This window comes from Mesorhizobium sp. M7A.F.Ca.CA.001.04.2.1 (assembly GCF_003998485.1).
Taxonomy (GTDB): Bacteria; Pseudomonadota; Alphaproteobacteria; order Rhizobiales; family Rhizobiaceae; genus Mesorhizobium; species Mesorhizobium ciceri.
The window spans coordinates 1-19,328 of record NZ_RZQT01000110.1 but is presented as its reverse complement, the minus strand read 5'-3'; the positions used below and the strand labels follow the sequence as shown (position 1 = coordinate 19,328).

The window sequence follows — 19,328 nt, the reverse complement described above, 5'->3', positions numbered from 1 at the left end:
CCCAAGTCGGCCCGCACATGAGGCCCAACGCCTCCTGTCAAAATCCCCTGACACAAACAGTCCAAGACACTTCAATCACATAACAAAAAAACCCCGCCGAAAATCGACGGGGTTTGTCAGCAGTCTGAAGCGGCGCGGAAAATTCCGCGCCGCTTTCTTGTTCGGCTATTGCCGGGTCTTGGCTCAGCCGCGCTTGGCGTCGATCGAATAGGCACCGGCGCCCGAGGAAGCCAGCACGAGGAAGCCGCCCGCAATGGCGAGGTTCTTGAGAAACTGGATCATCTGCATCTGGTCGGCCCAACCGGTATGGGCGACCAAACCGGTAGCGACCGTGAAGACCGCCAGCACCCAGGCGACAATCCGGGTCTTGAAGCCGACGAGGATGGCGAGGCCGCCGAGAAGCTCGATCAGGCCGACGACAGTGGCCGTTACGGTCGGCAAGGGCAGGCCGAGGCTGCCGAAATAGCCGGCCGTGCCGGTGAGGGCGGTCAGCTTGCCGTAGCCTGACAGCAGGAAGATGACCGCAAGCAGGACGCGGCCGAGGAGGATGGTGGTCGAGGCATTGGATGCGCCGGAACCGGCGACTGAAATGTTGGTGGACATGGTGGCTCTCCGGGATGGGTTGATGCCGGGGAGATAGAGCAAACCGACTGTTCACCAAAGCCACCAGACTGGCGACACATTGTTCACAGTGCTTACGTTTCCGTGATCGGGCGGCCTGCGCAAAATTCGCTTCGGGTGAGGTCGTGACGGGAGTAAATTCTCCCCTCACGAAACACCGGGCTTTTGGTTGACGCAATTCCGGACCGAAAACCGCAGACACTTTTCCTGGAATTGCCTACCCCGGATGCGTCATATCCTCCGGCCGCACCAGGCGGTCGTAATCGGCTTCGCTGACCAGCCCGGTGGCGAGCGCTTCCTCGCGCAAAGTGGTGCCCTTCTTGTGCGCGGTCTTGGCGATCTTGGCGGCATTGTCGTAGCCGATGGTCGGCGCCAGCGCCGTCACCAGCATCAGCGATCGGTCGAGTGCCGCCTTGATGTTGTCTTCGCGGGCCTCGATGCCGACGACGCAATTGTCGGTGAAGGAGACCGACGCGTCGCAGAGCAACTGCACCGACTGCAGGAAGTTGTAGGCCATCAGCGGATTGTAGACATTGAGCTCGAAATGACCCTGGCTGCCGGCGAAGGTGAGCGCCGCATTGTTGCCGAACACCTGTACGCAGACCTGCGTCAGCGCCTCGCACTGGGTCGGGTTGACCTTGCCCGGCATGATCGACGAGCCCGGTTCGTTTTCCGGCAGCGACAGTTCGCCAAGGCCCGAGCGCGGGCCTGAGCCGAGGAAGCGGATGTCGTTGGCGATCTTGAACAGCGCGGCGGCCGCCGCATTGATGGCGCCGTGCGAAAACACCATGGAATCATGGGCCGCCAGCGCCTCGAACTTGTTCGGCGCGGTGACGAAGGCGATGCCGGTGATGGAGGCGATGCGATCCGCGACCCTTTCGGCGAAGCCGACCGGCGCGTTGAGGCCCGTGCCGACGGCGGTGCCGCCCTGCGCCAGTTCCTGCAAGCCGGGCAACGTCAGCTCGATGCGCTTGATCGACGAAGCGACCTGCGCGGCATAGCCCGAAAATTCCTGGCCAAGCGTAAGGGGGGTGGCATCCTGCGTGTGCGTGCGGCCGATCTTGATGATGTGATTGAACTCTCTGCTCTTGGCGGCGAGCGCCTTGTGCAGGTGCTTCAGTGCCGGCAACAGATCGTGCACGATACGTTCGGCGCAGGCGATGTGCATGGCTGTCGGATAGGTGTCGTTCGACGATTGGCTCATATTGACGTGATCGTTGGGATGCACCGGCTTCTTGGAGCCCATGACACCGCCCAGCATCTCAATCGCCCGGTTGGAGATCACCTCATTGGCGTTCATGTTGGACTGGGTGCCCGAACCGGTCTGCCAGACCACCAGCGGGAAATGCTCATCGAGCTTGCCGTCGATGACCTCTTGCGCTGCCTCGACAATCGTCTTGCCGATCGCAGGATCGAGCCGCTTGAGCTCCATGTTGGCTTCGGCCGCCGCCCGCTTGACGATGCCCAATGCGCGCACGATCGACGCCGGCTGCTTTTCCCAGCCGATCTTGAAATTGCCGAGCGAACGCTGCGCCTGCGCGCCCCAATACCGGTCGGCGGCGACTTCGATGGGACCGAACGTGTCGGTTTCGGTTCTGGTCTTTGCAGCGGTCACGGGTCTCTCCTTGTCGAAGTCGGCAACGGCGTATCGCGTTGCACAAACGGCTTCAAGCGGAGAATGCGGGCGGCGAGGATGCAAATCGGTTGAAGGCGCGGCGCGTCTCTCCTTCTCCCACAAAGGGGAGAAGGGAAGGGCTGCGCAGTTTCGGCCTCTCACCCCAGCGGCGGACCGACAATGTCGATGCCGTTTTTTGCGCAAAGCTGCACCAGTGCCGCGATGATTTCCGGTGTTGGTTCCATCAGCGGCGGCAGTTCGGGCTGTTCGGCGGGACGGCTCGCCTGACGCAGCATCGTCTCAAAATCCGAACCGCGCGTGATGGTGAGGGCGCGCGCACCTTCCGGGGATTCGACCCGGTAGGTGTGCGGCAGGCCTTTCGGTGCGATGACGGTTTCGCCGGCGTCCGCAATGCGTTCGTGGCCGTCGATCTGAAAGCGCAATCTCCCCTCCAGGATGTGAAACACTTCGTCTTCCCTGCGATGCACATGCAGCGGCGGCGAGTCGCCATAGGGCATGTGATGCTCGACGACGCAGATGCCGTCCTCTCCTGCCATCGACGAGACGTGGATCGCGACGAGCGTGTTGTTGAACCAGAAGAGTTCCTTGCCTGTGATCGTGCCGGGGGTCATTGTCATGGCGTGTCTGATCCTTCTGTTGCCTGTGCCTGCTGGGCCGATGACGATCTAGCCAGGGATACGCCGACAACGGAAATCGAATGATCGTATGGGGCGAATTGATGCGATGAATTTGAACGCGCTCGACCTCAATCTCATCAAGGTGTTCGACGCCCTTCTGCGGGAGAGAAGCGTTACGCGTGCCGGCGAGCAGATCGGCCTCAGCCAGCCTGCCGTCAGCGCTGCGCTCAATCGCTTGCGACATCTCCTCAACGACCAGCTGTTCGTGCGACGGGGCAATGACATGATGCCGACACCGCGCGCCGAGAGCATGGCCGAGCCGTTGCGCGTGGCGCTTCGCGAGATCGAACGCGTCTTCCATTCGGCCAAGGCGTTCGATCCGGCGGAACTGGAGCGAACCTTCACGTTCATGGGGGCGGATTTCTTTTCCATGATGCTGATGCCAGCGCTGGCGGCACGCATCGCTGGCGCCGCGCCGCGCGCGTCGCTAAGGTTTCTCGATAGCGCGCGCGGCGATGTCTCGCGGCTGCTCCAGGACGATGAAATCGACGTAGCGCTGGAGCGTCCGCTGGAGGTCTCCGACTGGGTCTCAAGCACGCCTCTGTTCCATTCACCATTCGCCATCATCGCCGTGCACGACAACGCTGCGATCAGGCAGGCGGGAATCATGGAAGGCAGGACTCTGCCGATCGACCTCTTCTGCGAACTGCCCCATATTCTTCGTTCTATCGACGGCTCGATGTCGGGCTCCACCGACGAGGCGCTCCGCAAGATCGGGCGAACGCGCCGTGTAAGCCTGACCCTGCCGCACTTTCAGGCTGTCGCATTAGCCGTGGCAAATGGAAACCACCTGTCGGCGGTGCCCAGGCAGTTCGCGGTTTGGGCGGCCGAGACCCTGCCGCTCGTCATCTTTGAACCGCCGCTTCCCATTGCTGTTCCGGAAATCAGGATGTACTGGCACGCGCGCCACGACGACGAGCCACCCCATCGCTGGGTTCGCGATCAGGTCCTGGAGGCGGTAGGCGTACTTGGATTTGTAGAAAGTGGCGTCGCTGAAAATGTCGGCGCTTGGCGTGGCGCCCGGACGGATCAGCCCGCGGTATAACCACCGTCGACGGAGAAGACCCCGCCGCTGGTCCAGGCCGCCTCGTCGCTAGCGAGGTACACTGCGATGCCCGCCAGATCGTCGGGGCGGCCGATTCTGCCAAGCGGATAGCTGCGCTCGACATAGGCTTTCAGCTCGGCCTTTGCCTCGGGCGGCAAATTGTCGACGGTCTTGCGCCGCATGGCGGTGTCGACAGTGCCCGGCGCGATGGCGTTGACGCGGATGCCGCGCGGGCCGAGTTCGAAGGCCAGCGATTTGGTCAGCGAGTTCAACGCGCCCTTTGACAGGGAATAGAGGCTCGACGGCCGCTTCGGGATCATCTTGTTGGCGAAATAGGACGAGATGTTGATCACCGACGCGCCGGCCGCCAGATGCGGCAGCAGACCCTGGGTGAGGAAGAACACCGCCGTCACATTGAGCGCGAAGGATTGCTGGAACTGCGCCTCGCTGACGGTCTCGAACGGCACCAGGAAAGCCACCCCGGCATTGTTGACGAGAATATCGAGCGGCCTACCGGATTCTTTGACGTGCTCGCCGACGGCCGCGATGCCGGCCGAGGTGGCAAGATCGGCCGACAGCGTCTCGATAGTGCCGCCGAGGTGCTTGGCGGCAGTGTCGAGCTTTTTGGTGTCACGGCCGACGATCAGGACGTCCGCGCCCTCGCGCGAAAAGGCCTCGGCGATCGCCAGGCCGATACCGTCCGACCCGCCGGTAACCAGCGCGCGCTTGTTGTGAAGTCTCATCGGATGCTCCGAGATTTCTGCGTCGTCGAGAGCACCGTATAGTGGCGGCCAAGGTCAAGCCGTCAGCCTATCCCACGGTATGAACTTCGACCGCCGCCACCCGGCAGGCCGGCCGAGGCTGGTTTAAGCGCCGGCGGTCGCAAGCTCCCCCAAAGCCAGCCGTCCCGCGACATAATTCTTGACCTGGCGGACAGCCTGTTCGCGCGACACGCTGCCCGGCTGCAGGCCGAGCCGCAACCAAAGCCCGTCGATCAGCGCGGTGACGCCAAGCGCGATGTCGTCGGCATCTCCGGGCGAGGCGAGGCCGCGCAGGCCCGACAACAGGTTCGAGCGCATGCGCGCATGGATCACCCTCTGGATACGAGCCATCTTCTCGTCGCGCGGCACCTCGGCGCAGAGCGACAGCCAGGCATGGCAGAGAGGCGGCTGGAACAGATGCTCCTCGAAATTGCCCTCGATCACCGCATCCATGCGCTCCATCGGCGTCTGCGCCCGGCGAAGCCGCGCGATCACCGCCTGGCACAGGACGGCGTTTGCCTCACGCATCGCGTGCTCGAACAATTCCTGCTTGTTGCGGAAATAGTGCAGCACGATGCCCTTGGAGGCACCGGCCTGCGCCGCCACCTTTTCCAGTGTCGCGCCGGCAATACCCTCGCGCTCCAGCACCGCGAAGGCCGCCTGCCGCAATTCCTTGCGGCGGATCTCACTGAGACGCTTGAGTTTCACGGCATCGGTCCATGCATGTCGAATCCACGTTGACATCTTCGTCCGTTCAGATCAAGAATTGACCCATGGGTCAATAAAAAGACCGATTGGTCATTTTGTGGACGAGGAGAACCGAAATGTTGCGCATCCTTGCAAATGGCGTCTGCCTTGCCGGCCTCATGTTGGCCACTCATGCGGCCCAGGCGGCCGAGGCCGAAGAGTGCAAGACGGTCCGCATGGCCGAACCCGGCTGGAACGACCTTGCCTTCACTACAGGAGTCGCAAATGTCCTGTTGGAGGCGCTTGGCTACCAGCCGCAAAGCCAGGTGCTCGGCATCAACGTCATCTATGAGGGCATGAAGAACAGGGACATCGACCTGTTCCTGGGCTACTGGGACCCGGCCATGGTCACCTATTACGAGCCCTACAAGAAGGACGGCTCGGTCGAGAATGTGCGCGTCAATCTCGTAGGCGCCAAATACACATTCGCCGTGCCGACCTATGTCTGGGAAGCCGGCGTCAAGGACATTTCCGACCTGCACAAATTCGCCGACAAATTCGGCAAGAAAATGTACGGCATCGAGCCCGGTTCAAACCAGTTGATGATGGACGCTATCGCCGATCCCGCCTTTGGCCTGGACGGCTGGCAGGTGGTCGAATCGAGCGAAGCCGGCATGCTTTCCGAGGTCGGCTACGAGATCAAGGAGAAGCAGTTCATCGTCTTCCAGGGCTGGGCGCCGCACCCGATGAACACGATGTACGACTTCAAATATCTGACCGGCGGCGACAAGTTCTTCGGCCCGAATTTCGGCGCCGCGACGGTGACGACGCAGGTGCGCAAGGGCTATCTGCAGCAATGCCCGAACGTCGCACAGTTCTTGAAAAACCTCGCCTTCGACATCGATTTCGAGAATGTCGGCATGGGTTATCTGATCAATGACGGCATGAAGCCGGAGGACGGCGCGCTGAAGGCAATCACGGCCAACAAGAGCCGTCTCGATGCCTGGCTCGCCGGTGTCACCACCTTCGACGGCCAACCCGGCCTTGCCGCGGTCAAGGAAAAGCTCGGCCTGTGAGGGCGGCGGTGCTGAATGCCTGCGCGAACCAGGACGGCTGGGCCGGCCGCAAGCAGTTCGTCACTGTCGGCAATCTCGACATCGCCTATGTCGAGATAACAGGCGCCGAGCCGGCACTGCTGTTGGTGCACGGCTTCACCGACACCAGCCGCAGCTTTTCGCTTCTGGCGCCCTATCTGGCCGGCCGCCGTCTGATCATGCCGGATCTGCGTGGCCACGGTTCCTCGCAGGCCGGCAAAGGCTGCGGCATAGCCGATTTCGCCGACGATATTGCCGGGCTGATCCTACGCTTGCGGCTCGACCGGCCGCTCGTCGTTGGCCATTCGCTGGGCGCCATGGTGGCCATCGCATTGGCAGGGCGACACAGGGAGCTGATTGGCGGGCTGGTGGTGCTGGCCGGCACGCTGAAGCCCGATTTCGCGCCGGATCATCCGCTGGTCGCGGGCGTCGAGGCGCTGCGCGACCCGATATCGCCGGCCGATCCGTTCTACGCCTGGTGGCATGCCTGCAGTCCCGACGTGCCTCCAGCCTTTCTCGCTGGCCTGGCGCAAGAGGCCTCGGCGATGCCGACGCTGCGCTGGCGCGCGATTCTCGAGGAAATCCGCCGCGCCGATCTGACCGATGCGGCGCGGGCCGTGCAAGTCCGGACGCTGATCATTGCCGGCGCGTGCGACCCGCTGTTCGCCGAGGCGCACCAGCAGGCGTTGCAATCCGCTCTTGCCGGAGCCGTCTTCGTTCGGGCTGAGAGCTGTGGCCACAACCCGCATTGGGAAGATCCGGCCCTCGTCGCCAAGACCATCATCGAGGCATTTGAAGTCTGATGCATGTCGCCCAAAAGTGGCCCCGGTTTTGGGAGAATGACATGCACAAAAAAGGATCTATTCCTAAAGCGCGTCGACGCGCTTTAGGAATAGATCCCGACCAGCGATTGCGATGTCGGCGACAGCCGCAAAGTTTCCGTGGGTTTGGTCCGGCCGGGTTGCGCGGCCCGCCAAAAATCCTGCCATGCCGGCGAGGCGGCAAGCGCGGCCTTGTGGCGGGCATGCGCTTCAGTGCTGGCAAAACCCATGACGCTGATGAAGACGTTTTCGTCAGCCCGTACCGGCAGGCGCGGAAAACTGTTTTCGGCAGGCTCGGTCACGAACGCGGCGAGCAGGCGTGCGTCGGCTGTCATCAGGCACGCCGTCTCAATCTCGAAGCGGGTGGTGAAATCTGCCTCCGTGCCGGGCTGCAAATGATGAATCTCGATGACAACGATGCCGGTCAGCAGCCTGTTTAGAATGGGCTTTTCGTCGCCGGCCAGGCTTGGCCGCTGCGCCCCCGCGAGGTCGAAGCCGGCGCCCGGCCACGCCGGCTTGAGCAGCAGCACATCGTCGGAATCGATCATCGTCGCGTTGGCCGCATCGCGGTGCGCCGCCCAGACCGGCCCGCCATAGAAAGCGGCAAGAGCATTTTTCCGCGCATCCATGCTGTCGAAGCCGCGCATCCAGACGAACATGTCAGGCCGATCGAGATCCCGGAACTGGCCGATGATGGTCATTCCGGTGTCCTCCTGGCCCTCGATCAATCTGCCGTCGAAGATGTCGATGAGCGTGTCGCGCCGGCCGGGTTTCAGCGTGTATTGCCGCAGCTCGACGACAGGCGAGGCGAGCGCTGAGGGTTTCGTCGCGACGTTCTGGGGCAGGTTCATCCGGCATTCTCCAAAACAGGGTGATTGTCCTGTTTGTAAAACAGACCGGTTGTCCTGTTTTGTCAATATGCTAATGTCCGGCAATGTCAGCAGAGATGATCGCTCAACCAAAACCGCGCCCGGGAAAACGCATCAACGACCCTGAGGGCATGCGCAAGAAAGTGCTCGATGTCGCCGAGGATGCGTTCCAGGCGCGCGGCTATCACGCCTCCAGCATCGGCGACCTGATGGCGGCGGCTGATGTCAGCGGCGGCGCGCTGCATCACCATTTCCCGACCAAGAAGGCGCTGGCGCTGGCGGTGATCGACGAGCGTGTGGCGGCAGCGGTCGAAGAGACATGGATCGCGCCGGTGCTGGCGGCGGCATCAGCCCGCGAAGGCGTGCGCGCGGTGTTCGAGGCCGTGGCGGCGCAACTGGAGCAGCAGGGTTTCGTGCGCGGCTGTCCGCTCAACAATCTGGCGCACGAATTGTCGCTTGCCGACCCGGATTTCCGCATTGCCCTTGCCGGGATCTTTGCCGGGTGGCGGCGCGCGATTGCCGACAAGCTGCATGCCGACCAGCAGGTGGGCAAGGACGAGGGCACGGACCCCGAACGCTTCGCCGCGCTGACGGTCGCCGCCTATTCCGGAGCGATGTCGATGGCCAAGACGGCGCAGGATGCAAGCGTGCTGCGGGATTGTCTGGCGGGGCTGGAGCGCAGCGCGCCGTCGCCATCGCAGGGCGCATTGGCGGCCAGGCGACGCAACAGAATACTGCCACGGCCGGGAACCCCTTGACTCGCCGTGCTCTGGTTCAGCTACTCGGCCAGTGGCTTGATCGTCTCGTAGCCGTTGACGGATTCCGAACTGGTGCCTTCATCGTAGCGCCGGGCGAGCGCTGCCTGCAGATCTGGCGCATAGAGGGCGGTAAATGAATCCAGCGTCTCGCCGGCACCGTTCTTGAAGGTCTCCTTGACCGCCAGGACATTGTATTTGCACTCGCCCAGGCTGAATGTCTCCTTGCCCTTCACGACCAGGCTCAGCGTCTTGGTGCCCTTCGGCGGCTTGTTCGGCGACAACTCGACGAACTCTATCGCGGCCTTTGTCCCCGCCTTCAGCGGAAACAGTTTTCGCAGATCGGAAAACGGGATCATCGCCTGGCGACCGGTGTCGCTGTCGCGAAACACCTCGATCAGGCCGGCGAACAGATACTGGGTTTGAGGCGATTGCGATTCGTAGGTGTTGACAACCGACATCATCCCGCCAGCCACGGGCCGAAATTCGCTCTGGATGCCGGGTCTCGCCAGAACGAAACCCTTCCTGGCGGACTTGACGTCGACGCAACCGGCCGCATGCGCAGTGCTCGCGCACAACATCGCGGCCAGGATCATGCAGATAGGTGCGGCTTTCATTTTTCGTCCTCCTCCGCTTGCGCAAGCGAGACATGCCAGACCCGTGGCGTCATGTCGATGATGGCGCAGAGGCGCTGGACGACCGGCCGCTGTCCATGCTGAATCAGCGTATGATGAATCGCCGTTCGACTGCATCGCTTTCCCGACGCAACTTCCTGGCGCAGGCTGCAGGATTTGCCGCGGCCGGCGCCTTGTCGCGCCCGGCCTTCAGCCAGATCGGGCAACGCGTCCAGTCGATCGACGCCACCTTCCTGTTCATCGCCGATGTCCATGCCTGCCGCATGGCGAGCGGCTTGAGCCCCAACTGCCTGCAGGAAGGCAAGACCGACGCCGCGCTGCTGCGCAACGTGGCGGTGCTGAATGCGCTTGGCGACAAGGACTGGCCAACTGAGATCAATGGCGTCGCCACCGGCCTGCGTTCGGCCGGCAGGATAGGCACGCCGCTCGGCCTTGTCGTCGGCGGCGACATCACCGACGATGGCGGCGGCCAGATCACGCAGCCGAGCGAGGGCACCCAACTGCTCCAGTTCAGCCAACGCTACAGCCAGGGCGTCGGTCCCGATCGCGTGCACATGCCGGTTTATATCGGGCTCGGCAACCATGATCTCGACCAGAACGGCCCGCCGCACCATGTCGACTGGTATCGGCGCGAACTGCGCGACTATGTCGAGGTCAACCATCGCGCCGGCGTGTTCTTCAAGCCGCCGGTGCCTGCCACCGACTACGATGTCGACACCGACTGTTACTCCTGGGACTGGGGCGGCCTGCATCTGATCCAGACGCATCGTTTCGCCGGCGATACCGGCCACGGCGCCGAGAGCAGCCTGCCATGGCTGAAGCAGGATCTGGCGACCTATGCGGCGGACGGCCGTCCGGTCATCCTGTTCCAGCATTATGGCTGGGACACTTTCTCGGTGGAACGTTGGGATGCCGCCAAGCGGCACTTCGACGATGACGGCAGTGGTGCGCCGCATTGGTGGAGCGAGGCCGACCGGCAGGCGTTGCTGGCGGCGCTGAAGGGCTACAATGTCGTCGGCATTTTCCATGGCCACCAGCACGAAACGCCGCTGATCTATCGCAGGGACGGGATCGACCTGTTCAAGCCGAAGGCTGCCTATATGGGCGGTTTCGCGCTGATCAGGGTGACCAGCGACGGCATGGACGTGGTGCTGGGCGAGGCGGCCGGCGATCACGGCGAGGTCGTCTTCACCAATGCTTTCAGCAAGGGTTGGAGCACCTGAAAAAGGCGGCCTTCGCGACCGCCTTTCCCTCGACAAAGCGCGTTTGTCTATGTCGGATCAGAGCGCCTTCTTGACCTTGTCCTTGACGTCGCCATAGGCCTTCTGCACCTTACCGGCGGTCCGGTCGCCCGTGCCTTCGGCCTGGGTCTGCCTGTTGCCGGTCGCCTTGCCCGCGGCTTCCTTGACCGAGCCCTTGACCTGCTTGGCCACGCCCGCAACCTGATCCTTGTTCACCATTTTTTGCGCATCTCCTGGGGTTCTGAATTCGGAGGAATTCATTTGCGGTAGCTAACGAGCCGGCGTCGGTTAGGTTCCAGGCGTCGCCCGGACGGCAGATCAGGTCGCGCGGCCGCCGCCCTGGGGCAGGCTGGTGGGCTAGGCTGCGAACACGCGTCGACCATGGAATTTGGATGGCCGTGCATGCGGGGAGAAAAATGGCTGAATTCACTCTCTATATCGGCAACAAGTGTTTCTCCTCATGGTCGTTGCGGCCATGGCTGGCGATGAGGCACCTGGAGATCCCGTTCGAGGAAGGTTTCGTGCGGCTGCGCACGCCTGAAACCTTTGCCAATCTGGCGAAAGTGTCGCCGACCGGTCAGGTGCCGGTGCTGAATCACAATGGCAAGATCGTCTGGGAAACCCTTGCCATCCTTGAATATCTCGCCGACCTGTTTCCCGAGAGAAATCTCTGGCCGGCCGATATCGACGCCCGCGCGCTGGCGCGTTCGGCCGCGAGCGAGATGCATTCCGGCTTTCGCGAAGTCCGCTATGGCTGGCCGATGAATTTGCGCCGGCCGAAGGGCCACAAGCCGCTCGACGCCGAGGGCGAGGCGCAACGCGCCCGCATCGAGGTGCTGTGGCGCGAGTGCCGGGAAAAATACGGCAGGGGCGGCCCGTTCCTGTTTGGCCATTTCACCGCGGCCGACGCCATGTATGCTCCTGTCGTCACCCGTTTCGACACCTATGGCGGCACGCTGGCGCCGGATACGCGCGCCTATGTCGACGCCGTGCTGGCAACGCCGGCGATGCGGCACTGGTATGCCGAGGCGGCCAAGGAGAGGTGGCCGGAACCCGGCCCGGACGAATAGCCGGATCCAACGAAAACGCCCCTCGCACCTTTTATCGTGCGGGGGGCGTCTTTGCCATCAACCGTTCTTTCGATTGCTCTCACGAACTGCTGACGACAAGGCATAAATGCGCCTTTGCGCGGATGGTTCCTGGATGCCAGAAAATTTTTTCAACTTGGCGCAAGCGCGCTGTTTGGCGCCCGGTTTGCCGTCATGCCAGCAGGTTTGGCCTGGCGTTTTGGGAGAAATCCGCATCTGTGGCTTTATGCAAATTTGACAGCGCGCCAAAAGAAGCCTACAAGCAAATCGTCGATATTTGTTTGACTGACTTTTGTTATCCGCGCTTTCGAGCGCGCCTTTGACGAACTTCCCACATCAAAAATCGGGACAAACGACGTTGTGCATCCGCATGGCGTCGAACGAATATTTGCCATGGAAAGGGTTCGTCATGAGCACCGGCACAGTTAAATGGTTCAACGCCACCAAAGGTTTTGGTTTTATTCAGCCTGACGACGGCTCGGCCGACGTTTTTGTCCACATCTCGGCCGTAGAGCGCGCCGGCATGCGTGACATCGTCGAGGGCCAGAAGCTCGGCTACGAGATGGTCCGCGACAACAAGTCGGGCAAGATGTCCGCCGACCAGTTGAAGGCGGCCTGAAAAACGAATTCTGCTCTCCCGGTGACCACGGATGTACTGGCACCGGTGAGTGGCGAATTCGGGCGCATGGCCGCGGCGACCTGAGTTTCCACGGCATATCATGTGCATAAGCAGGGCGTTCCCGTGCGGTGCATCCTTTTGGATGTCATCTGGTTGCGCGACGCTCTCATGGAAGGTCAGGCGGTGCCTGGCCTTTTTCATTTTCCGCGCCTTGCCGCCGAAAGTGCGCTGCGCGCCGGCCTGGACGTGCTAAGGGACGCTCCAGCAATTTGAATTCGCCGCGCGTATTGCTTTGTGCGTGATCCTGACCGAAGACCCGGTCTCGCTCCATCGGCACAGGCTCCTGACAGGAGAAAGATTTGACCACCAGTTCAAAGACAACCGTCGATCAGGCCGTGTCCCTGTTCAGCAAGACGCAAACCCAGTCGATGTCGCTCAACCGCATCAATTCCGAGCGCGACGCCGTCAGCGAGGCACGCGAAGCCAAGACCGCGCGTCTGCGCGAATTGCGCCTGGAGAAGGAGGCCGACGAGATGGCCGCCGCCGCCGCGCTAGCCGCTTTGCCGAAGCGGGCCGGACGACGCTGATGGCCACCAAACGCGTACCGCCAACACCGATCGCCGCCGACGCAACCATTGCCGATATGGTCGAAGGCCTCGACAAGCCGGTCGAATTCGTCCGGCGTGTGCTGGAAAAGCTCGAGCGCTGCAAGCGTGCCCACGGTGATGCCCAGGTTCGCGTCGGCGTGCGCGGCCGCGCCGAATGCCCGAACTACCTGATCGAGTATGTCCGCGAAGACGCCAAGACCCATGAGCGGGTGACGTATCAGGACGCCGCCTACAGCGGCAGCACGCATCGCGAGCTGGCAGCCCATCACATCGAGGCGGTGAAAAACTGGTCGCCCGAGGAAATGAACATCACGGCCGTTTCGGCGCTGATCGGCCGCCTGCGCAATCCGCGCGCCCCATCATCGCGCTTCGCCGACGAGGACTGACATGGCCATAAAATTCTCCTCCAAGGATCAGCCGGCAGCCTCGGGTGCCGTGGCAAAACCGGCCAAGCCGGTTGCCGCGCCGAAAGCCGGCGACGCCACCGAGGCCGCGACCGACCTGTTCAAGTCGCCGGCGGATTCGCCGAAGGGCAAGACGGCCAAGAAGAAATAGCGCCTTGCCGCAAGACGCCGATCACAACCCCGCCGCGCCAGGGCTGTCCGCCCTGGTGGCCGCCGCAAGCGTTTTGTCGTCGCAACAGGGCACCTTCGATTGCCAAAGCTGCGGTGCCTGCTGTTCCTATTCGGCCGAGTGGCCGCGCTTTTCCACCGAGGATGACGCACAGCTCGACCGTATCCCGGAAAAATATGTCGCATCCGACCTGTCAGGCATGCGTTGCGAGGGCGTGCGCTGCTCGGCGCTGTCCGGCGAGATCGGCAAGTCGACCGCTTGCGGCATCTACGACGTGCGGCCGGACGTCTGTCGCGCCTGCATGCCCGGCGACGAGGAGTGTCTGATGGCACGCCAGGCGCTCGGATTACCGGTGTAGCCAATCTCCCGTCGCCTCCGCTTGTGCGCCGACCCGCAGCCCGGTACCTTCCTGGCCGGGTAGGGTGGCGGAGGAACCATCGTGAGCATCGAATTTCTGTTGACGTCCCTGATTGTCGTGGCTTCGCCCGGCACCGGCGTTCTCTACACGCTGAGCGCCGGCCTCTCGCGCGGTGCGCGGGCCAGCGTCATCGCCGCCTTCGGCTGCACGCTCGGCATCATCCCGCACATGGCCGCCGCCATCACTGGCCTGGCGGCGCTGCTGCACACCAGTGCGCTCGCCTTCGAGACGCTGAAATATCTCGGCGTCGCCTACCTGCTCTACATGGCCTGGAACACGCTGAAGGAAAAGGGCGGCCTCAGCGTCGAGCAGGATGTGACGCCGCGCTCGGCCGGCAAGGTGATTGCCACCGGTATCCTCGTCAACGTGCTCAATCCGAAACTGTCGATTTTCTTCTTCGCCTTCCTGCCGCAGTTCGTCAGCACCACCGAGCCCAATGCGCTGTCGAAAATGCTGGAACTGAGTTCCGTCTTCATGCTTTTGACCTTCGTGGTTTTCGTCGGCTACGGCATCTTCGCAGCCTCGATCCGCAGCCATGTCGTCTCGCGGCCAATGGTGTTGACCTGGATGCGCCGGACCTTCGCCGGCGCCTTCGTCATGCTCGGCGCAAAGCTGGCGCTGGCCGATCGGTAGCGGGGAGCGGTTCAGTCTCGCTGATCCGCTCTCCTTTGTTGCGCTATTCCGGGCGAAAAGCGGTTATGCGCTTTCGGGGCATTGCTCGGCGCGCGCTACCCCTTCACATAGCCCATCGCTTGGACGATCCGCCCATCGGCCACACGCATGAGGTTGACGCCGCGCAGCGAATTGCCGTCGGTCATGAAATAGCGCCAGCGGATCGTTGCCCGGTCACCGGCAACGAAGGTTTCCTCGATATCGAAGCGCGTGCCGGCTTGGGTCGCGATCGCCGTCCAAAGCCCGACGCACGCTTCCTTGCCGGCATGGCGGGCGCCGTCCGGCGCCGGCACGGTGTTCTCGATCACGCAATCGTCGGCCACCAGCTCGGCGAGTGCCGAAGGATCATGGCGCTGGAATACGTCGTTGTAGCGCCGCATGATCTCGGCCGTCTGCTGGGACAGACCGTACGCGTTTGCGTCCATGACAAGCTCCTGTGTCATCTTCTTTCTCCTGGCTTCATTGACCTTTGGTGGCTTCGACGAGCGTTGCCTTGAGGGTGATCTGAGACACGCCGCCAAGGGCCCGCGAGACGAGGCAGCCCGCCTTGGCGGACTGTGCAAGGCGCTCGAATTCATCTTCGGCAAGTCCCGCGACCTCTGCCTCGGTTTCGAGTTCGATGCGGGTGATCGTCGGACCGGCAGCGGTTGCGCCAAGATGCAACTTGGCGACGGTGCTGATGCTTGTCGGGACATGATTGGCGTTGCCCAGCATGGCGCTCAGCGCCATCGAGAAGCAGCCTGCATGCGCCGCGGCGATCAGTTCTTCCGGGTTGGTGCCCGGACCGTTCTCGAAACGCGACGGGAAGGAATAGGCGCCTTCGAAGACGCCGCTGCCGAGCCGCAACCGGCCCGAACCTTCCTTCAGCGTCCCTTGCCACTTGGCCGAGGCTTCACGAATTGTCATGGTCGTTCTCCCTTGGGTTTGAGGACTCGATGGGTCAGGCGCCGTCGATGATCACCTTCCCGAAGACGTCGCCCTGCTGGAAATAGCGATAGGCATCGCCGGCCTCGGTGAAGGCGAAGACCTTGTCGATGACGGGCCGCAGGCGGTGCTGCGAGACGGCGCGCAGCATGGCTTCGAGATTGGTCCGGCTGCCGACGAACAGGCGGCTGATGGTGGCGAGGCTGCGCTGGTAGAGTGCCGCCGGCAGCTGGATCGATCCGCCTTTCGCATCCTGCAGCGTCAAGAGCACGATGTGCCCGTAAAGCGTGCTGGCGATCAGCGACTGCGCGAAGGTCGCCGGGCCACCGGTCTCGACGACGAGATCGATGCCGCCGGTCTGGTCGCGGACGGCCGCACCCCATTGCGGCATATCCGGTGTCGAAATCACCAGGTCGGCGCCCAGCGCCCGCAGCCTGTCGGCTTTCTCGCCGCGCGAGGTGACGGCGGCGACATGGCAGCCGAGCAGCTTGGCGAACTGCAATGCAAAGAGCGAGACGCCGCCCGAGCCGATGACCAGAACCCATTGGCCGGGCTTCGGAATTCCGGCGCCCGTCACCGCATTCCAGGCGGTCAGGCCGGCGCAGGTCAGCGTTGCGGCCTCTTGCCAGTCGAGATGATCGGGCAGCCGCACCGCCCATTGTTCGTCGAGAACCGCATATTCCGCCAGCATGCCGTCCAGCGTGCAGCCGAGCTGATCGACGAGCCCGGCATGGATGCGGCCGTCGATCCAGCGCGCGAAATAGCTGCCGGTGACACGGTCGCCGACGGCAAAGCGGGTGACGGCAGCGCCGACGGCGACAACCTCACCAGCCCCGTCGCTCAGCGGAACGACGCCTTGGCGTGGCGGCAGCGGATAGGTGCCGTTGAGGATCATCGTGTCGCGTCGGTTGAGCGATGTGGCGCGAACGCGCACCACGATCTCATGCGGTTTCGGCTCTGGCTGCGCCGCCTCGCGCATCACCAGGGATTCGGTCCCGGATCCTTCGAGGCGGTAGTTGCGCATTTCGTTCTCCTCAAGGAATATATAGACTGATCTACATATTATGTAGACCGATTGTCATATTTTGCGCAAGGCCTATAATGATCTCTCCTGACAGAGGTTGACATGGCCAACGACACCCGCACCCGCATACTCGAGACGACTGGGCTGCTGCTCAGGCAGCGCGGCTATCACGGCACCTCGCTCAACGACATATTGAGCGCCAGCGGCGCACCGCGGGGCTCGCTGTATTTTCATTTTCCCGGCGGCAAGGACCAATTGGTCATCGAGGTGACGCGCGCCAGCGTTGCCGACGTGACGGAGAGGCTGGGCGAAGCGCTGGCCGCCGAAAAGGATCCGGCGGTAGCCGTCCATCATATCTACCAGTCGGTGGGGCGCATGCTGGAAGACAACCAGTTTTCACTCGGCTGTCCGATCGCGCCTGTCGTGCTGGACTCGCCCACCGACGTGCCGGAACTGGCGGAGTTGTGCCGCTCGGCCTTCGAACAGTGGATAGGCCTGCTGCGGGACGCCTTCGTCAGGGCAGGGGTGCCCGCGCGCCGCGCGCATGCATTGGCACTGCTGGTCGAATCGTCACTGGAAGGGCTGATGGTGATCGCCCGCGCCACAAGCGACCGCGCCCCGGTACAGGCCGTGGCCGATGAGGTGGCGGCGTTGATCGAAGCCGCGGTGCTTGATGGAGCAGGCCGCAATCGCGACGCGGCGATTTCCGCGGTCGGGATATCCTCACCGGGGACCTAACGTTGCGACCGCGCCTGATGTGGTCAACGCGGCAAAGACCCAGCGTATTCCAGCCATGCAGCCGAAGGCAGTGGGCTTTTTGCGCAGCTAATCCACAATGTCTTTGCGAGCAGCTGAAGCAAGGAAGGCCGAGCGTGTCTGTCCACGTTCACGCGCCGTCGCATCGATAGCTTCGAGCAGGCCCAGATCGGAAGATACGTTGATCCGCGTCGTTGATCCGCGATCACGGATCAACGGAATGACAGTCGTCATGGCGCCGTCGCGATCCTCCGCCAGTTCGGGATCGCTCATGATGGCATCGAAGTCGCGCGGCGGCGGAACGGGATCGCCATCCCCTTCCAGCATCCGGACATGGCCCGACAGCGCCTCTACGCCGTTGCGTACGGCTTCGTCGATCGTAACTCCGGCCGAGATGCAGCCAGGCATGTCGGGGAAGCTCACACCGTAGATGCTATCCGGGTCTTTGTGAAAGCAATGTAACGCAAGCTTCTCACTTTTGGTTCAGGAGGCCCGCCTGCTTCAACAAAGCGCGAACGGTTCCTGTCGGTATATCCCTTACGCGGATGTGGAATTGTAACGCGACCTGTAGACGACAGCCAACACCCGTTCTGACGCGTCCTAAAAGAACGAAAAAGGGCGGCATCGCTGCCGCCCTTTCCGTAAGCTTAGCCAGGTTGGCTGGATTAGAAATCCATGCCGCCCATGCCGCCCATGCCGCCGCCGCCCATGCCGCCAGGCATGCCGCCGCCAGCCGACTCCTTCTTCGGAGCCTCCGCGATCATGGCTTCGGTGGTGACGAGCAGGCCGGCGACCGAGGCCGCGTCCTGGAGAGCGGTGCGGACAACCTTGACCGGATCGACGATACCCATGGCGATCATGTCGCCATAGTCGCCGGTCTGGGCGTTGTAGCCGAAGGTCGCGCCCTTGTTCTCAAGGATCTTGCCGGCAACGATCGATGCTTCCGCACCGGCGTTGGCCGCGATCTGGCGGGCCGGAGCCTGCAGCGCACGACGAACGATGTTGATGCCAGCGGCCTGGTCGGCATTGACGCCGGTGGCCTTGATGTTGGCCGAAGCGCGCAGCAGCGCGACGCCGCCACCAGCAACGATGCCTTCTTCGACGGCCGCGCGGGTCGCGTTGAGGGCGTCATCGACGCGGTCCTTCTTTTCCTTGACTTCGACTTCCGTCGCACCGCCGACGCGGATCACCGCAACGCCGCCCGCGAGCTTCGCCAGACGTTCCTGCAGCTTCTCCTTGTCGTAGTCCGAAGTGGTCTCTTCGATCTGCTGCTTGATCTGGGCAACGCGGCCCTGGATCTCCGCCTTCTTGCCGGCGCCGTCGACGATGGTGGTGTTCTCCTTGGAGATCGACACCTTCTTGGCGCGGCCGAGCATGTTGAGGCCGACGTTCTCGAGCTTGATGCCGAGGTCTTCCGAGATGACCTGGCCACCGGTGAGGATGGCGATGTCTTCCAGCATGGCCTTGCGGCGATCGCCGAAGCCCGGCGCCTTGACGGCGGCGATCTTCAGGCCGCCACGCAGCTTATTGACGACCAGCGTGGCCAGAGCCTCGCCTTCGACGTCTTCCGAGATGATGAGCAGCGGCTTCGAGGTCTGCACGACGGCTTCGAGAACCGGCAGCATGGCCTGGAGGTTGGACAGCTTCTTCTCGTGCAGGAGGATGTAGACGTCCTCGAGCTCGGCAACCATCTTGTCGGCGTTGGTGACGAAGTAGGGCGAGAGATAGCCGCGGTCGAACTGCATGCCTTCGACGACTTCGAGTTCGGTCTCGGCGGTCTTGGCTTCCTCAACCGTGATGACGC

25 protein-coding genes and 1 pseudogene are annotated in these 19,328 nt (G+C 62.9%); 13 read left to right on the top strand and 13 right to left on the bottom strand.

Annotated features, from left to right (window positions below):
* Positions 1-183: 183 nt before the first annotated feature.
* From EN955_RS26335 to EN955_RS26325, 3 genes are all read right to left on the bottom strand, one after another.
* Complete coding sequence (locus EN955_RS26335; protein WP_024505709.1) at positions 184-603, bottom strand: DoxX family protein; 420 nt, start codon at positions 601-603, stop codon at positions 184-186.
* A 235-nt stretch (positions 604-838) separates the two neighbouring features.
* Entirely contained in the window at positions 839-2,236 is a 1,398-nt protein-coding gene (gene fumC, locus EN955_RS26330) for a class II fumarate hydratase (RefSeq protein ID WP_024505710.1), read from the bottom strand.
* A gap of 158 nt (positions 2,237-2,394) precedes the next feature.
* Positions 2,395-2,874: a cupin domain-containing protein gene (locus tag EN955_RS26325; protein ID WP_024505711.1), complete on the bottom strand. Its 480-nt coding sequence runs from the start codon at positions 2,872-2,874 to the stop codon at positions 2,395-2,397.
* Between the two features lie 106 nt (positions 2,875-2,980).
* On the opposite strand from EN955_RS26325, the gene EN955_RS26320 reads away from it, so the two are divergent.
* On the top strand, positions 2,981-3,979 hold the full coding sequence (locus tag EN955_RS26320; RefSeq protein WP_024505712.1) for a LysR family transcriptional regulator: 999 nt from the start codon (positions 2,981-2,983) through the stop codon (positions 3,977-3,979).
* Here the strand turns inward: EN955_RS26320 and EN955_RS26315 are convergent.
* On the bottom strand, positions 3,964-4,722 hold the full coding sequence (locus EN955_RS26315; protein WP_024505713.1) for an SDR family oxidoreductase: 759 nt from the start codon (positions 4,720-4,722) through the stop codon (positions 3,964-3,966). The genes EN955_RS26320 and EN955_RS26315 overlap by 16 nt on opposite strands.
* 123 nt (positions 4,723-4,845) lie before the next feature.
* On the bottom strand, positions 4,846-5,484 hold the full coding sequence (gene betI, locus EN955_RS26310) for a transcriptional regulator BetI (protein ID WP_024505714.1): 639 nt from the start codon (positions 5,482-5,484) through the stop codon (positions 4,846-4,848).
* A gap of 80 nt (positions 5,485-5,564) precedes the next feature.
* Between betI and choX the strand changes: the two genes are divergently transcribed.
* Both choX and EN955_RS26300 read left to right on the top strand, forming a co-directional pair.
* Positions 5,565-6,503 (top strand): choline ABC transporter substrate-binding protein, encoded by a 939-nt coding sequence (gene choX, locus EN955_RS26305; RefSeq protein WP_024505715.1) that lies wholly within the window; start codon positions 5,565-5,567, stop codon positions 6,501-6,503.
* Positions 6,504-6,511: 8 nt separating this feature from the next.
* Entirely contained in the window at positions 6,512-7,324 is an 813-nt protein-coding gene (locus EN955_RS26300) for an alpha/beta hydrolase (RefSeq protein ID WP_024505716.1), read from the top strand.
* Between the two features lie 83 nt (positions 7,325-7,407).
* On the opposite strand, the gene EN955_RS26295 is transcribed toward EN955_RS26300, so the two are convergent.
* Positions 7,408-8,193: an NIPSNAP family protein gene (locus tag EN955_RS26295; protein WP_024505717.1), complete on the bottom strand. Its 786-nt coding sequence runs from the start codon at positions 8,191-8,193 to the stop codon at positions 7,408-7,410.
* A 149-nt stretch (positions 8,194-8,342) separates the two neighbouring features.
* Here EN955_RS26295 and EN955_RS26290 point away from each other — a divergent pair, with 149 nt between their 5' ends.
* Positions 8,343-8,969, top strand: coding sequence for a TetR/AcrR family transcriptional regulator (locus EN955_RS26290; protein ID WP_245265429.1), 627 nt, complete (start codon positions 8,343-8,345; stop codon positions 8,967-8,969).
* Between the two features lie 20 nt (positions 8,970-8,989).
* Here EN955_RS26290 and EN955_RS26285 read toward each other — a convergent pair whose 3' ends face one another.
* A complete protein-coding gene (locus EN955_RS26285) occupies positions 8,990-9,583 on the bottom strand; it encodes a hypothetical protein (RefSeq protein WP_024505719.1) in 594 nt (197 codons plus the stop codon).
* Between the two features lie 110 nt (positions 9,584-9,693).
* On the opposite strand from EN955_RS26285, the gene EN955_RS26280 reads away from it, so the two are divergent.
* A complete protein-coding gene (locus tag EN955_RS26280; protein ID WP_024505720.1) occupies positions 9,694-10,824 on the top strand; it encodes a metallophosphoesterase in 1,131 nt (376 codons plus the stop codon).
* A gap of 57 nt (positions 10,825-10,881) precedes the next feature.
* Here EN955_RS26280 and EN955_RS26275 read toward each other — a convergent pair whose 3' ends face one another.
* Positions 10,882-11,061 carry a CsbD family protein gene (locus EN955_RS26275; protein ID WP_024505721.1) on the bottom strand — a complete coding sequence of 60 codons (180 nt, stop codon included), beginning with the start codon at positions 11,059-11,061 and terminating at the stop codon, positions 10,882-10,884.
* Between the two features lie 197 nt (positions 11,062-11,258).
* Here EN955_RS26275 and EN955_RS26270 point away from each other — a divergent pair, with 197 nt between their 5' ends.
* From EN955_RS26270 to EN955_RS26240, 7 genes are all read left to right on the top strand, one after another.
* Positions 11,259-11,912: a glutathione S-transferase family protein gene (locus EN955_RS26270; RefSeq protein WP_024505722.1), complete on the top strand. Its 654-nt coding sequence runs from the start codon at positions 11,259-11,261 to the stop codon at positions 11,910-11,912.
* Positions 11,913-12,339: 427 nt separating this feature from the next.
* On the top strand, positions 12,340-12,549 hold the full coding sequence (locus tag EN955_RS26265) for a cold-shock protein (RefSeq protein WP_010915421.1): 210 nt from the start codon (positions 12,340-12,342) through the stop codon (positions 12,547-12,549).
* Positions 12,550-12,908: 359 nt separating this feature from the next.
* On the top strand, positions 12,909-13,136 hold the full coding sequence (locus EN955_RS26260) for a hypothetical protein (RefSeq protein WP_013532399.1): 228 nt from the start codon (positions 12,909-12,911) through the stop codon (positions 13,134-13,136).
* The gene (locus EN955_RS26255) at positions 13,136-13,543 is read left to right on the top strand and encodes a hypothetical protein (protein WP_013532398.1); all 408 of its coding nucleotides are present in this window, start codon (positions 13,136-13,138) and stop codon (positions 13,541-13,543) included. Before EN955_RS26260 ends, EN955_RS26255 begins: the two co-directional genes overlap by 1 nt.
* Before the next feature lies 1 nt (position 13,544).
* A complete protein-coding gene (locus EN955_RS26250; RefSeq protein WP_081714465.1) occupies positions 13,545-13,712 on the top strand; it encodes a hypothetical protein in 168 nt (55 codons plus the stop codon).
* Positions 13,713-13,767: 55 nt separating this feature from the next.
* Positions 13,768-14,088 carry a YkgJ family cysteine cluster protein gene (locus EN955_RS26245; protein ID WP_032809400.1) on the top strand — a complete coding sequence of 107 codons (321 nt, stop codon included), beginning with the start codon at positions 13,768-13,770 and terminating at the stop codon, positions 14,086-14,088.
* Positions 14,089-14,169: 81 nt separating this feature from the next.
* Entirely contained in the window at positions 14,170-14,781 is a 612-nt protein-coding gene (locus tag EN955_RS26240; RefSeq protein ID WP_013532395.1) for a LysE family translocator, read from the top strand.
* Between the two features lie 95 nt (positions 14,782-14,876).
* On the opposite strand, the gene EN955_RS26235 is transcribed toward EN955_RS26240, so the two are convergent.
* From EN955_RS26235 to EN955_RS26225, 3 genes are read right to left on the bottom strand one after another with little or no spacing between them, the layout of a single operon-like run.
* A complete protein-coding gene (locus EN955_RS26235; RefSeq protein WP_024505723.1) occupies positions 14,877-15,263 on the bottom strand; it encodes a nuclear transport factor 2 family protein in 387 nt (128 codons plus the stop codon).
* 16 nt (positions 15,264-15,279) lie between these two features.
* Entirely contained in the window at positions 15,280-15,726 is a 447-nt protein-coding gene (locus tag EN955_RS26230; protein ID WP_024505724.1) for an OsmC family protein, read from the bottom strand.
* A gap of 34 nt (positions 15,727-15,760) precedes the next feature.
* Positions 15,761-16,768 (bottom strand): NAD(P)-dependent alcohol dehydrogenase, encoded by a 1,008-nt coding sequence (locus EN955_RS26225; RefSeq protein ID WP_024505725.1) that lies wholly within the window; start codon positions 16,766-16,768, stop codon positions 15,761-15,763.
* 102 nt (positions 16,769-16,870) lie between these two features.
* Here EN955_RS26225 and EN955_RS26220 point away from each other — a divergent pair, with 102 nt between their 5' ends.
* Entirely contained in the window at positions 16,871-17,506 is a 636-nt protein-coding gene (locus EN955_RS26220) for a TetR/AcrR family transcriptional regulator (RefSeq protein ID WP_013532391.1), read from the top strand.
* Between the two features lie 87 nt (positions 17,507-17,593).
* Here the strand turns inward: EN955_RS26220 and EN955_RS26215 are convergent.
* Positions 17,594-17,965, bottom strand: a pseudogene (locus EN955_RS26215) (type II toxin-antitoxin system HicB family antitoxin); the annotation flags it as partial.
* A 224-nt stretch (positions 17,966-18,189) separates the two neighbouring features.
* Positions 18,190-19,328 (bottom strand): chaperonin GroEL (gene groEL, locus EN955_RS26210; protein ID WP_127223480.1); only part of this gene is annotated, 1,139 nt, incomplete at its 5' end.